Raw genomic sequence first — 12,318 nt, forward strand, 5'->3', positions numbered from 1 at the left:
TCCGCCGCGATGCCAGGAATGTCCGAACCGCTCGCCCTCACCCTTGGCCAGCAATTTGAGTTGGAGCGCATGACCCGCGTCATCGACTCCACCGGAGACGCCCAGTCGCTGCGCGGTCTGGCCAAACAGTTGCTCCAGGCCTGGCAAACCCAGCGGGCCGCTACCGAGTGGATGATGCGCCAGCAGCTCGGCAGTCCGCCGAGCCGCCTCAGCGACCCTCCGGGGCAGAGCCAGCCCACGGCTCTCAAAGTGAATCAGGAGTTTTCCGTGGCTGGCCCGGATGTGCTCTGACGGTGGCCTCTGAACTGTCGCCCCAGCGCTGCCAGCCCCTCCGGCCGGCAGCGCTCAACCAGCGGCTGCATGGTTCAAAAGATCCGATCGCAATGCCGATTGGCGCACGGCCGATTGTCCCAAGGAGGACGGGCCCAAGCCCGTTTGACTCAAGCCTGAACGCCAACGAGCAAGCCATTGGGTCTGACGACCCAATGGCTTTTCTCTGACCTTTCGCTTCGTGGTTCCTCTCGCCGGGTTCTGCAGCAGTGCTCGTTTTTGTGGCCCTGCTGATCACCGTTCGTTTCTGCGAGCTGCTCAGTGGCCCGGATCGCTGGGCACCGGAGATCGATCAGCGCCGCTGGCCCTGGCCCACCATGGCGGTCGGGGTGACCTGAAGGTCGATGTCAGCGCCGTTCCGGATGATGCGCAACGCCATGGGCCGGCCCACACCATTGCTTTCCACGGCGGCGATCATCTGGGCGGGGCCGGGCAGCGGACGCCCCTCGACCGCCACGATCACATCGCCGGGCCGCAGACCCGCTGATGCGGCAGGGCTGCCCGGCAGCACCGAGCGCACGAGGGCACCGCGCGGGGCGCTGCCTGGATTTGTGCCGGGCACGTTGTCGAGGCCGACGCCGATCATCGGGTGGTCCACTCGGCCGGTGGCCAGCAGCTGATTCGCGATGCTGCGGGCGCGGTTGATCGGAATCGCAAAACCAAGGCCGGCGCCGGGGCCGGAGCGCACCAGGGTGTTGATCCCCACCACTTCACCATCGGCATTGAGCAAGGGCCCGCCGGAATTGCCGGGATTGATGGCGGCATCGGTCTGGATCAGATCCAGCCGCTTGTCGGTGATGCCCAGCTTGCTCACGTTGCGGTTGAGGTTACTGATGATCCCCATGGTCACGGTGTTATCGAGACCGAAGGGATTGCCCACTGCAATCGCCCAGTCGCCCACCTGCAGCGCATCAGAGTTCCCGAGCCTGGCCACCGGCCACGGCCCTGGGCTCAGCAAACGCACCAAGGCGAGATCGGTGAGCCGGTCAAGCCCCACCACTTTCCCTTCCACCCGGCGCCCATCCTTGAGGCCCACATACACCCGGTCGCTGTTCTCCACCACGTGAGCGTTGGTCAGAAGCAGGCCATCGGCCTGGAAGATCACACCGCTGCCCTGACCCCGCTCGGTGCGCTGGGACGGCTGCTGAGCCTGGGGCAGGTTGAAGAACTGGCGGAAAAAGGGATCAGCCATCAGGCCGCGCGGCAGCCCTGAGCCGCCACCGCTCACCACCGTGCGCTCCGTGTCGATCGTCACCACCGCTGGCCCGGCGCTGCGGACAGCGTCCGCGACGAACGACTGCCGGGAGAGCCCAGGCGCACCGCCTGGCTGAGCCTGGGCCGGCGCAGGAGCGGGCCGGGTGAGCACCGGGGAGGCCAGCAGAACGGCAAGGGGGAGCAGATAAGGCAGCTGGCGGAGAGACAAACGCCTCATGGACATGGCGATCAGAACAGGAACGGGACGTGATTCCGACCGTAACGGTGTTGCCTGGCGTTGAGGAACGCCTGCGGCAGTGAAGGTGTGACGAAGTGCGGCAAAGCGCAGGCTCAAAGGATCTCTGCACGCAAGACGCTCCGCCCCTAGGGTTGAAGAACTTTTATGAATGAATATGGACACAAGCAGCGTTCTGCTGGTGTTTCTCGCCTTTGGCGCCGCCTGCAGCACCCTCTGGGCCTGGAGCATGGCACCCGGGTCTTCAAGCAGGCGATGATGGGCCATGGCCTTCCACGGCCACGGCAGCTTGCCCATCACCGATGGACCCCTTTCTCGCCCGCCTGTTTCCCCTCCTCTACGGCGCCTGCCTGCTTGGCCTGCTGTGGCAGGCGTTCCGGGTGATGGCCAAGGGATTCACAGCGGTCTCCCGACCCGCCGATCTCCCGTTTCCCAGCCCCTTCGCCCCGGTCAGTGCTCAGCCGGAGAGCACTGACCGCACCGGCCGTCTCACCATCCACCCGGAGTTACTCGACGCCGACGGCAGCCTTACCCAGGAGGATCTGTTGACAGTGCGCTTCAGTGATGGTGCGGAGGAAACGGTTCTTCCTCCGGAAACCCCTTAGCCCAGCCAAGGTGCCATGAACTGCTACCCGCTCTGAGCGGAGCCTTGGCTTGCGCACATGCGCACCGGATCAGCCTGCTGCGGTCCCATGGGCTGGTACAACCAGAACGTAGAACCGAATCACGGCGGAGGCCGACAGTTGGATCAGAGAACTCGAATCGTGGCGGCCGTTCTGCGCAGCCTCAAACTTCCTCCCCGGTTTCGCCTCCAGCTCACAAAGGAGGATCCGATCCGCCTGGAGCTGAGCCTCACGCCCTCCTACGGCAAGGATCCGATCCTGGTGGGCCTGGTGGAATCCCAGGATCTCGTGGCACGCCGCGATCGGGAGGGCAGGATCCCCCGCGACCTGCAGGGCACCTGGGACTGGACCGTGCGGCACGGCAAGGTCACCACCGGGGGCTGGAACCCCTACCTGAAGGAAGCCCTGCAGACGATGTTTGAAACCGGCTTGCCGGCAGTCGTCTACGAAGAAACCACCGGCGAGGCGTATCACCCGGTGGATGGCGCCCGTCACGTGCGTTGAAAGGCGGCCGGCGGTGCCGTGCGCAAGCTGCTGACGATCGGCGTGGCAGCGGCGCTACCCCTGATCAACAGGCAAAGAAACGTGGCTAAGACCACCACCTGTGGTCCAGAGGGGCGCTAAAACGGACGCATCGGTTTCTTCCGTTTTTCTTTATGTCCTCGCTGGCCCTGTCCATCGGACCCCTGGTGAGACTGCTGGCATCCCTCGGGCTGCTCAGCACCGCCCTGCTGGCTCTGATCCTGAAGCTGCTCGGCTGATCCCGCAGCGACCTCCGGCTGACCCCCCGCCTGCTTTGCCGGGGACCATCGTCGGACTGCCGCTGAGATCCGGCATGCAACCGCTCGGGCGTAGCTTCCCTCCGGCCTCTGGCCCGTCCAAGGCCCCCCTGCCGATTGAGGCGGTTCTGCCGGACATCCTGGAGCGGCTTGAGCCGGCCGGATCCACAGTGCTGCTGCACGCCCCCCCCGGAGCAGGCAAGACCACACGTGTCCCGCTGGCGCTACTGCGCCGCCTGCAGGAGCAACTGCCCCAAGCTGAACCCCACACCGTTCTGATGCTGGAGCCCCGGCGTCTGGCGGCCAAGGCCGCCGCACAGCGGCTCGCCGCCAGCCTCGATGAAGCGGTGGGCGGCACGGTGGGCTATCGGGTGCGGCTTGAGCAGCGCTGTTCGGCAGCCACCCGGCTTGAAGTGCTGACCGATGGGCTGTTCCTGCGGCGGCTGCAAGGAGATCCCGCACTCACGGGCGTGTCGTGTGTGATCTTCGACGAGTTTCACGAGCGCCGAGCGGACACGGATCTCGCCCTGGCGTTACTACTGGAATCCCGGCCACTGCTGGCGCCGGAGCTGCGCCTGCTGGTGATGTCGGCCACGCTGGATCTCACCCCGCTGGCCCGCCAGCTGCCGGAGGCCGCAGTAATCCGCAGTGAAGGGAAAAGCTTCCCGGTGCAACTGGCGTACCAGCCCCCGAGGCCGCAGGAGACCCTGGAGCAGCAGGTGGTGCGCGGGCTTGAGCAGCATTGGCTGGAAGCCCGCGGCACAGGCGAAACCGTGCTGGTGTTTCTGCCCGGGCAGCGGGAAATCCTCCAATGCCAACGGGCGATCCAGGCCACTGGCTGGGGGGCGGAGCTGGAACTTGCCCCCCTGCACGGTGGCTTGCCGCTGGGAGCGCAGTCGGCGGCCATGCGGGAGGCACGCAGCGAGGCGGGCAAGGTAGTGCTCGCCAGCGCCATCGCCGAGAGCTCGCTCACGATCGCGGGGGTGCGTCTGGTGATCGACAGCGGCCTCAGCCGTCGCAGCCGCTTCGATCACGGCACCGGCATGGATGGGCTGGTCACGCAGCCAGCGAGCCAGGCCTCAGCCACCCAGCGTCAGGGCAGGGCCGGACGACTGGGCCCGGGCCGCTGTCTGCGGCTCTGGTCGCCGGCAGAGCAGCAGCGGCGTCCTCCGTTCGATCTGCCGGAGCTGCTGGAGCGGGATCCCCTGCCGGTGGCCCTGCAACTGGCGCAGTGGGGCGCTGGAGCCGGGGGGTCGTTGCCCTGGCTGGATCCCCCCCCACAGCAGCCATTGCTGGTGGCGATCGACCTGCTGGGCCAGCTCGGAGCCACGGACGTCCACGGCCGCATCACGGCCCATGGCCGTGCCATGGCCCAGCTAGGCCTGCATCCCCGGCTCGCCCACATGCTGCTGATCGCCAAGCAGCGCAACCTGCTGCCGTTGGCCTGCGAGCTGGCGGTGCTGCTGGAGGCCCGCGATCCGCTCGGGCTACAGGAAGCCGGCTCGGATCTGCTGTGGCGGCTCGACTGGTTGAGGCAAGGAGGCGCTGACCCTCGCCGTCAACTCCTGCTCCAACAGCTGGCACAGCTGCAGCGGCAGGCAGGCGGGTGGCGCGCGTGGCCCAACCGTTGGCGACCAGCGGCTTCAGAGCCAGCACGGGTGGCTCTGAAGCCCAGCAGGCGGCCGAGCTGATCGGCTTGGCCTACCCAGAGCAGGTGGCCCTGGCCCGTCAGGAAGCCGGGGGCCGCTTTCTGATGCGTAACGGTCGCGGCGCCCGGCTCCATCCCGGCGATCCGTTGGCGGGCGCCGAGGTCCTGGCCATCGCCCGGGCCGACGCCGGAGGCAGCGAGGCGCGGATTCTGCTGGCCCTCCCCCTGGCGAGGGCCAGCCTGGAGCAGTTGGCCCAGCGGGAAGGCAGCAGCGTGGCAACGGTTCGCTGGGATGGCCAGGAGCAACGGGTGGTGGCCGTGCGGGAGCACCGACTGGGGGCCCTGGTGCTGAGCCGGCGGCCCTGGCAGGACGCCCCGCTCGATCAGGTGCAGGACGCCCTGATGGCGGGCCTGCGGGAGCACGGCCTCATCGCCCTGCCCTGGAGCGCCGGCAGCCGGCAGTTGCAGCAACGCCTCTGCCTGGCCCATCGGGAGCTGGGGCCACCCTGGCCCGACCGGAGCGAGGCGGCCCTGGGTGGTGATTTCGGCGCCTGGCTCGGCGATCAACTCGCCGGCCGGCGTTCCCTGCAGGAGTTGCAGGCGCTCGATCTGCAGGAAGCGCTCTGGTCGGGGATCCCCTGGGATTGCCGCCGCGACCTGGACCAGCTCCTGCCTGCCAAGCTGCTGGTGCCATCCGGACGGCTGGTACCGATCGACTACGGCCACTCTCCCCCCGTGCTGGCCGTGCGGCTGCAGGAGATGTTCGGTTGCAGCCGCACGCCGGCGCTGCTCCAGGGGCGCCTGAACGTAACCCTGCACCTGCTCTCCCCCGCGGGCCGCCCGGTCCAGATCACCCAGGACCTCGACGGCTTCTGGGGCAGCAGCTACCGGCAGGTGCGCGCCGAGCTTCGGGGCCGCTATCCGCGCCATCCCTGGCCGGAGGATCCCCGCCAGGCCCTGCCCACGAGCCGCGCCAAGCCCGCTGCCCGCAAATAACCGCAACATGACGGCGGCGAAGATGTGGCAGCGACGAGCCGACGTCGAAGGGCTGGCCAGAAGTGTCAGTCGAACAGGTGGGCAAAGCCGAAATGCCTCAACCCCTCCGCTATACCCTCACAGCCAGGAGCGCGCGCCGCATAGGTGCGCTGCAGCCGGGGCAGCTCCTGGCGCAGGGCGGGTTCTGCATTGCCCACCATCACGCCCTTGAGGCCGGTCTCGAACATGGCCAGATCGTTGAGGCTGTCGCCGGCGGTGATCACTGTGTTCGGATCCAGCTCCAGCCACTCCACCAGTGCCTGCAGTGTCGAGCCCTTGTTGACTCCCGCCGGCAGCACATCCAGGTAGCGGTCGGCGGAGATGAGGCAATCCACCCCCAAGTCGCTCAGGCGGGACGGCAGGCCCGGGTCGAGCTTGCCAAGATCCACGTCGTAGGCGAGGCGGCGGTGGGCGCTCACCGGCTGGGGGCTGAGCCCGGGCTGGTTCCGCAGCAGAGGGGCCAGCCGTTCCGCGCAGCCCTGCCAGCGGCGATCGATCGGATCCACCAGACCCGGCAGTAGCGCCAGGCTGGTGCCACAGGCCACGGTGGCGCCCACGTCACTGATCACCAGATGGGGAGCTGGTGGCCGCTGGATGGTCTCCTGGAGCAGCAAGCGACCCACGGAGGCCAGATCCCTGCCGGTGCTGAAGACGTGCAGCACCCGGTCGCGGCGCTGCTCCAGCCAGGCGTAGAAGGCGCCTTTGGCCGCCGGACTGCCCTCCAGCAGCGTGCCGTCGAGATCGGTGACGAGCACGAGCTGCGGCTCCCGCGGCAGTCGAGCCACCAGCTGGGCCGTGGCCGGATGGTCGGTCGCGCAGCGACTGATGGCGCGGACATCAGCGGCGGGATGGCCAATGGCGCGGTGGTCGTTGGTGAGATGTTCACCGAAGTGTTGGCCGCCGGCGTGCTGGTTATCGATGGCGGGGTAAACGATGGGATGTTGATCGGTGGGGCGTTGACGGGTGGAGCGTTGATCGCTGAAGCGTGCGGAGTGAACGATCGCAATGGGGTGGATTGCCGAGCGCTGGGTTGCGGAGGGCTGAACTGCGGCGGGTTGGCTCGCGAAGTGCTGGTCGGCGGCCTCTGCCGCAGTTGTCTGTGGCTGTCTGCTGGCTCAATAACTGCTGGCTGTTTGCCGGTTGGTCGTTGGCAGTTGGTAGAACCCTCGGAAACACGGTGGAGCAAGCATCACCAGAACGGATTCCCGAACCTCCCAACGACAGACCAGCAACTGTCAAGCCATCCCCATCTTTCATTACAATTTGATCTGTCATTGAGCTTGCGTCATGGCTGACTCCACCTCCCCCCGCTTCGGCTTCGTCAACTTCGCGGAAACCTGGAATGGCCGCCTGGCCATGCTGGGCTTCGTGATCGGCCTGACCACCGAAGTGCTCACCGGCCAGGGAATTCTCTCCCAGATCGGCCTGGGCTGATTTCCTGCCTGCAGCGTCCCATTGGCCTCGCCGCTTCTTCAGGAGTGGTGGGGCCTATTCCTTTGACGTTTCACAGTTGGCCTGTCCACTGGTCCACCACGACGACTGCTGATCGGCAAGACTGGGCCTTCCGTGCCGACGTTGCTCGCATGGCTCCGTTCTACGTCAAGAACCGACGCGATGGATCTCGCCTGTTGAGCACAGCCCTCGTGGTGTGCGCCGCGGGATTGGTCCGTTTTGATCACCCCAGCGGCCGATCCATTTTCCTGGTGGCCGCCGCCGTGAGTCTCTACTGGGGTTTCTGCTACGGCCGTCTTGAACGCTGACTCCGCCACCGGTGTTCTCCCCCGCTTCAGCGTCGCCGAACTCAACGTGGCGATCGGCACTTTGATCGAGCGGGGCTTCGCGCCACGCTTCCTGCTCGAAGCCACGGTATCCCGGCCTCAGCTCAAGAAGGGTCACCTCTGGCTCACGCTGATGGACGAAGAGGCCTCCATTGCCGGTGTGGTGTGGGCTTCCCAGTTGCCGCGTCTCAGCTTTCGCCCCGGCGATGGGGACGGCGTCACGGTGGTGGGGAAGCTGAATTTCTGGCCGGCGCGGGCCACTCTCTGTGTACAGGTTCTCGACGTTCGGCCAAGCCTCAGCAGTGTGCTGCGTCGTTTTGAGCGGGTCCGCGACCTGCTGGAACCGTCCGGGATCTTCAGTGCCGCCCGCAAACGTCCCCTCCCCGCTCTCCCCGAGGCGATTGCCTTACTCACCAGCGTGCCGAGCGCAGCGCTCGCGGACATGCTTCGCACCGCACGGGAACGATGGCCGGCCACACGGATCGTGATCCTGCCGATCCCTGTGCAGGGGGGCGTGGAGGACGAGATCTGCCGTGCCATTGCCGCTGCGGGCCGGCACGCCGGCGCCCTCGGCCTTGAGGCGCTGGTGCTGGCCCGTGGTGGGGGGAGCCGTGAAGATCTCTCCGTCTTCGATGGTGAACGACTGGCCCAGGCTCTGGCAACGTGCCCGCTCCCCGTCATCACCGGGCTCGGCCATGAAAGCGACACCACCATCGCTGACCTGGTGGCGGACTATCGGGCCGCCACACCCACCGCTGCGCTGGTGGCCCTGTTGCCGGACCGCGCCAGTGCCCTCCAGCGCCTGCGCTCGCTCAGGTCCCAGCTGGGCGGCGAATTGCGCTGGCGCTTGCAGAGCCAGCGCCAGAACCTGCTCGCCCTAGCGGCCCAGCGCGACCGTTGCCATCCCGCCCGGGTTCTGCAGGACCGTCGCCAGCGGCTTCAGAAATTGGAGAATCTGCGCGAAGCCCTTTCGCCTCAACGCCTGCTGCGTCGGGGCTTCTGTCTGGCCCGTGGCGAGAACGGTCAGCTCGTGCGTTCGCTCAGACAGGTGGGCATCGGCCAGAACCTTCAGCTGGAATGGACTGATGGGCTTGCGGACGTTCAGGTCACCGACACCAGCCCCATCGGCGAAGCCATGGTGGAGTCTTTCGTCAGCTTGCCCCCTTCATGACCCTACGCAAAAGCAAGCCACAGGCCAAAGCCCGCGCAGCAGGCCCCCTTGCCGGCGTTCCGCCCGCCTGGGCTGCGGAGATCGGCGAACTCACATACAGCCAGGCCCTCACGGCACTGGAGCTGGCCCTGGCCCAGCTCCAGTCGGAGGATCTTGAGGTGGAAAGAATGGCGGAGCTCTATCAGCGGGCACTGGCCTACGGCCACCGTTGCGAAGCCGTACTGCAGCAGGTGGAGCAAGAGGTCTTGCAGCTTGAGGTCAACGCAAGTGATCAAGCCACTGCCGCCCCATTCATCGAGACGCAGCCATGACAATCCCGGAACGGTCAGAACGGCCCACTTTCCTTCCGATCACAGGGGCGCCCGCCAGTTCGCATCGACTTCAGTGGCTCTATCTGGCGTTGGCGGTGGCGGGAGCCGTCCTGCCCTGGCTGGCCAATCTGGAGTTCATCCAGCTCAGCAACAGCGCCTTTGATCTGGGTCTGTTCCTCCGCCTGGCGAATGCCAATCCAGCGGCGCAGTCTCTTTCGCGTGATCTTTTCATTGGCGCTACAGCCATAACCATCTGGATGGTGGCAGAAGCCCGTCGGCTGGAGGTGAAGGGCATCGCGATCTGCCTCCTCTGCTGTGTGACGCTGGCCTTCGCCTGCGGTGCTCCTTTGTTCCTGTTTCTTCGCGAACGGCGGTTGCAGGAGCTGGACCATACCAACGCAGCCAGCGGATAGGAGCCCGCTGAAATTGCCGCTCAACCGATTGCTGTAGCGCTTGCCCCACTCCCGGCGGCGTTTGTCGGCGCCATGTGGGGAGGTCGATCGGCCAATCGGGCGATTCCTGTGCGCATCTGTGAGCATCCGCTCCGTGCGATTGCCGTAGATCCCCTGCAGCAACAGGGCCATCAGCAACTGCTCAGGAGGGATCGGGGGCCAGGCACCCTCGGGGCACAGCCTGAAAAAGCATGGAGTCAGCCGGTCGAGCACCTAGTGGTCCAACTCCTGTACCTGCCGCATGGGGGTGGCGCTTGGGGATTCGGTCCTTGGTTGGGGACATAGGAGAACAGAGGACCGGTCCGTTCCTGCTGGCCGCGCCTCTGCTCGGTTCCGTTGGGCCAATCTCCCGCGGCTCGGTTGATCTTTCAGCAGCCGCATAGAGGCGAGTCACCAGTCTCAGCCGCTTGAGCGTCGGGGATCAGTGATGCCGGCGGTTGAAAAAACCTCTGACAACAGGGTTCAAGCTTCGATGGTGTTCACGGAGACAATCAGTGGGGACACCGGCGATGTCGACAGTATTGGATAGTTAGGCGGTGCGAACGGTATCAAGTGTAGATGCCCGAAGCAGAGTCTGTATGTTTACGGCCAGGGGTCCCGCTGACTCACTACCACTCATGTGGTGTCGGCCGTTAGCGATGGGAGACCGTACTCACCTGGGGGTCTCCTCAATCTCTTCTGGATACGATCAACACAAACAGTGTCATCGGTGCTGGATCATTCCGGCGGTTCGTTGTCACTGATCGGCCTGGCAGCAACGTCAATGGTCACATCGGTTGCCTCGCGTTCTGAACCAGTCGTGCGGCTCGCCTGGTCCCTCCCAGGGTCGTCATCGACCTGAATGAAAAGAGAGCGGTTGAACAACGAGGCAGAAAACGGATTTCGCCGTAATCCGGCGTCCATTGGTGCCTGTGTTTGCTGATCGACGCCACGAGCCTGTGGTCCATCTAGATCAAGTCGGGATCCACAGGCCGGGCAGTTCACCGCCGACAGGGTGGTGAGTCCGCAGGTGGGACAAGTGCGCACGCGGCTGCTAATGATTCTCCACGCCACCCATCCACCGCCGGCCAGCAAAAATGGCAGCAGCACAATGATGAGGGTGAGTCCACCCAACAGATCAAGGATGAGCCGTCCAGCAGGTCCCGGTGCCAAGAGCAGCAGAGCACCCAACAGAATCCAGACCCAGGGAATCCGCCGCTCCATCAGCGTTGAAAGCGAGGGTCGCTTTCGATCCACCTCTCCAGAGCCGCAAGCCCCTCAATACCAGCCCAACTGAAAAGCACAACGCCCACCAAAAAGCAAAGCAGGAGGCCAGCCCCCAGCAGCACAGGCACCAAGGCAAGGCTGAGAAGGCCAATCAGAACGATGGAGCCCACACCGGCAGCAAGCAGCAAAAGGCTGGCGGGGAGTGGTCGGAGGGAGAGACCTGGTCGGGCCACGGGTTTACTCCTAGCTCCCATTATCCTCGCGCGAATGGCGCAAGACGATCGGCCGAATCGAGGTGTGGATCGCCCCCACTGCGCCGCCGGCCCAGAACGACGCTCCATGCGATGCCGTAATAAAAAATCAGACCCTGCAACCAGACCCAAAGAGTCAGCACGAGCACACCACTGATCACGCCATAGGCCTGAAAGCGGGTCCCTAGGGAAACGAGGCTGCGGCCCACCGCTAAGTTCAACACCAACTGCACCACCCCGATCAACAACGCAGCAGGCAGCAGGGGACGCCAAGGCGTCACCCCTGAAGGCAACACGCGCAAAAGAAGAAGTGCCACCAACACGGAGATGAGCAGCGACCCCACCAGATTCAACACGGTCGGGTCAGGAAGGAAGACCTGGATCAACCAGGAGAAGTGTGAATCAAACATGGAACGCCACGTCTGCGTGCCCATTGATCGGAGGTTAGTGGTGAGCTGATCAATCACCAACAGGAGACCGACTGAACCCACAAACCCAAACGCCTTGAGGCGTTGCAATACAAAGCGGCGCACAACGAACCAGGGCTGCTGTTGCTGAATGCGAGGGGCAACGGAAGGGATGGCCGAGTCATCGCCCCAGAGACGATCAGCCCCACGCTGCAGTGTGAGATAGGCGTTGCTGGAGGTGAGCAACAACATGCCCAACCCAAACCAACCAGCACTGGCCCTGGCAGATTGCAACTTGAGCAGAGTGGTGCGAATCAGCGGCAAAGAAGCCTCGGGAAAGAACTGGGCAGACCAACTGATAATCTGTTCAGTAAGCCCATCCTCTCTACCGAGAATGCCACTCGCAGTAGAGAGCACGATCAGCAACACTGGGAATATGGATTGAAGTGTGTGATACGCAAAGGCCGCACTGAGGTCAATACAGTCGCAACGATCCCAGAGGCGATAGGCCCTCCAACCAGTCAGAGCGAGCCTCTTTGCTGCCAGCGGAAGCCTGATCGGCACAGTATCAACACGGCCAGCCTGCATACTTTAAGCACACACCAGCGGCTGCACAGCGCAATTCTTGGCATGGGCAGCTGGATCACGCCTCACAGAGTCCTGTTGCAGCAGCACTTGCTGGGAGCAAAGAGGCGAAACCCATGAACAAATGATGCCCAGCATGTGTCTTGAATCTCCCCCACCAGCAATCCATCCTCCAGCCAACACGCAACCAACAAAAAAGCCACCCTTTCGGGTGGCTTTCAGTGTTTCGCTTCTCTTGATTCATCATCATCAGATGACAAGCTCGATCAAAGCAAAACTTGGTAGGAATGAA

At 64.8% G+C, this 12,318-nt stretch carries 16 protein-coding genes; 11 read left to right on the plus strand and 5 right to left on the minus strand.

Annotation, left to right across the window (positions count from 1 at the left end; genetic code table 11):
- Nucleotides 1-18: 18 nt before the first annotated feature.
- The gene (locus ACWJI3_RS14850; RefSeq protein ID WP_094512427.1) at nucleotides 19-291 is read left to right on the plus strand and encodes a hypothetical protein; all 273 of its coding nucleotides are present in this window, start codon (nucleotides 19-21) and stop codon (nucleotides 289-291) included.
- A 331-nt stretch (nucleotides 292-622) separates the two neighbouring features.
- Here the strand turns inward: ACWJI3_RS14850 and ACWJI3_RS14855 are convergent, their stop codons facing one another.
- Entirely contained in the window at nucleotides 623-1,762 is a 1,140-nt protein-coding gene (locus tag ACWJI3_RS14855; RefSeq protein ID WP_233132923.1) for a trypsin-like peptidase domain-containing protein, read from the minus strand.
- A 320-nt stretch (nucleotides 1,763-2,082) separates the two neighbouring features.
- Here ACWJI3_RS14855 and ACWJI3_RS14860 point away from each other — a divergent pair, with 320 nt between their 5' ends.
- From ACWJI3_RS14860 to ACWJI3_RS14875, 4 genes are all read left to right on the plus strand, one after another.
- The gene (locus tag ACWJI3_RS14860) at nucleotides 2,083-2,385 is read left to right on the plus strand and encodes a DUF2973 domain-containing protein (protein WP_094512419.1); all 303 of its coding nucleotides are present in this window, start codon (nucleotides 2,083-2,085) and stop codon (nucleotides 2,383-2,385) included.
- 138 nt (nucleotides 2,386-2,523) lie between these two features.
- Nucleotides 2,524-2,907: a hypothetical protein gene (locus ACWJI3_RS14865; RefSeq protein WP_094512782.1), complete on the plus strand. Its 384-nt coding sequence runs from the start codon at nucleotides 2,524-2,526 to the stop codon at nucleotides 2,905-2,907.
- 331 nt (nucleotides 2,908-3,238) lie between these two features.
- Complete coding sequence (locus ACWJI3_RS14870; protein ID WP_480204056.1) at nucleotides 3,239-4,873, plus strand: helicase-related protein; 1,635 nt, start codon at nucleotides 3,239-3,241, stop codon at nucleotides 4,871-4,873.
- Nucleotides 4,798-5,826, plus strand: coding sequence for an ATP-dependent helicase C-terminal domain-containing protein (locus tag ACWJI3_RS14875; protein ID WP_480204057.1), 1,029 nt, complete (start codon nucleotides 4,798-4,800; stop codon nucleotides 5,824-5,826). Before ACWJI3_RS14870 ends, ACWJI3_RS14875 begins: the two co-directional genes overlap by 76 nt.
- Nucleotides 5,827-5,891: 65 nt before the next feature.
- On the opposite strand, the gene ACWJI3_RS14880 is transcribed toward ACWJI3_RS14875, so the two are convergent.
- On the minus strand, nucleotides 5,892-6,650 hold the full coding sequence (locus ACWJI3_RS14880) for an HAD family hydrolase (RefSeq protein WP_233132922.1): 759 nt from the start codon (nucleotides 6,648-6,650) through the stop codon (nucleotides 5,892-5,894).
- A gap of 18 nt (nucleotides 6,651-6,668) precedes the next feature.
- Here ACWJI3_RS14880 and ACWJI3_RS14885 point away from each other — a divergent pair, with 18 nt between their 5' ends.
- The 6 genes from ACWJI3_RS14885 (at nucleotide 6,669) to ACWJI3_RS14910 (ending at nucleotide 9,538) form a co-directional block, all read left to right on the plus strand.
- On the plus strand, nucleotides 6,669-7,160 hold the full coding sequence (locus tag ACWJI3_RS14885; RefSeq protein WP_480204058.1) for a hypothetical protein: 492 nt from the start codon (nucleotides 6,669-6,671) through the stop codon (nucleotides 7,158-7,160).
- Nucleotides 7,153-7,299 (plus strand): chlorophyll a/b-binding protein, encoded by a 147-nt coding sequence (locus tag ACWJI3_RS14890; RefSeq protein ID WP_094512408.1) that lies wholly within the window; start codon nucleotides 7,153-7,155, stop codon nucleotides 7,297-7,299. The genes ACWJI3_RS14885 and ACWJI3_RS14890 overlap by 8 nt, the downstream gene beginning before the upstream one ends.
- 194 nt (nucleotides 7,300-7,493) lie before the next feature.
- On the plus strand, nucleotides 7,494-7,625 hold the full coding sequence (locus tag ACWJI3_RS14895) for a hypothetical protein (RefSeq protein WP_255140774.1): 132 nt from the start codon (nucleotides 7,494-7,496) through the stop codon (nucleotides 7,623-7,625).
- Nucleotides 7,615-8,814, plus strand: a complete 1,200-nt coding sequence (gene xseA, locus ACWJI3_RS14900; RefSeq protein WP_480204059.1) for an exodeoxyribonuclease VII large subunit — start codon at nucleotides 7,615-7,617, stop codon at nucleotides 8,812-8,814. Before ACWJI3_RS14895 ends, xseA begins: the two co-directional genes overlap by 11 nt.
- Nucleotides 8,811-9,125: an exodeoxyribonuclease VII small subunit gene (gene xseB, locus ACWJI3_RS14905; protein ID WP_255100989.1), complete on the plus strand. Its 315-nt coding sequence runs from the start codon at nucleotides 8,811-8,813 to the stop codon at nucleotides 9,123-9,125. The genes xseA and xseB overlap by 4 nt, the downstream gene beginning before the upstream one ends.
- The gene (locus tag ACWJI3_RS14910) at nucleotides 9,122-9,538 is read left to right on the plus strand and encodes a DUF2834 domain-containing protein (protein ID WP_480204060.1); all 417 of its coding nucleotides are present in this window, start codon (nucleotides 9,122-9,124) and stop codon (nucleotides 9,536-9,538) included. Before xseB ends, ACWJI3_RS14910 begins: the two co-directional genes overlap by 4 nt.
- Nucleotides 9,539-10,294: 756 nt before the next feature.
- Here the strand turns inward: ACWJI3_RS14910 and ACWJI3_RS14915 are convergent.
- From ACWJI3_RS14915 to ACWJI3_RS14925, 3 genes are all read right to left on the minus strand, one after another.
- The gene (locus tag ACWJI3_RS14915) at nucleotides 10,295-10,780 is read right to left on the minus strand and encodes a zinc ribbon domain-containing protein (protein WP_255140691.1); all 486 of its coding nucleotides are present in this window, start codon (nucleotides 10,778-10,780) and stop codon (nucleotides 10,295-10,297) included.
- Nucleotides 10,781-11,036: 256 nt separating this feature from the next.
- A complete protein-coding gene (locus tag ACWJI3_RS14920; RefSeq protein WP_480204061.1) occupies nucleotides 11,037-12,029 on the minus strand; it encodes a YihY/virulence factor BrkB family protein in 993 nt (330 codons plus the stop codon).
- 55 nt (nucleotides 12,030-12,084) lie between these two features.
- Nucleotides 12,085-12,318, minus strand: a 234-nt coding sequence (locus ACWJI3_RS14925; protein ID WP_480204062.1) for a hypothetical protein, incomplete at its 5' end; no start/stop codon positions are given.

The sequence above is a fragment of the Marcopretia estuarina LEGE 06307 genome (genome assembly GCF_056633115.1).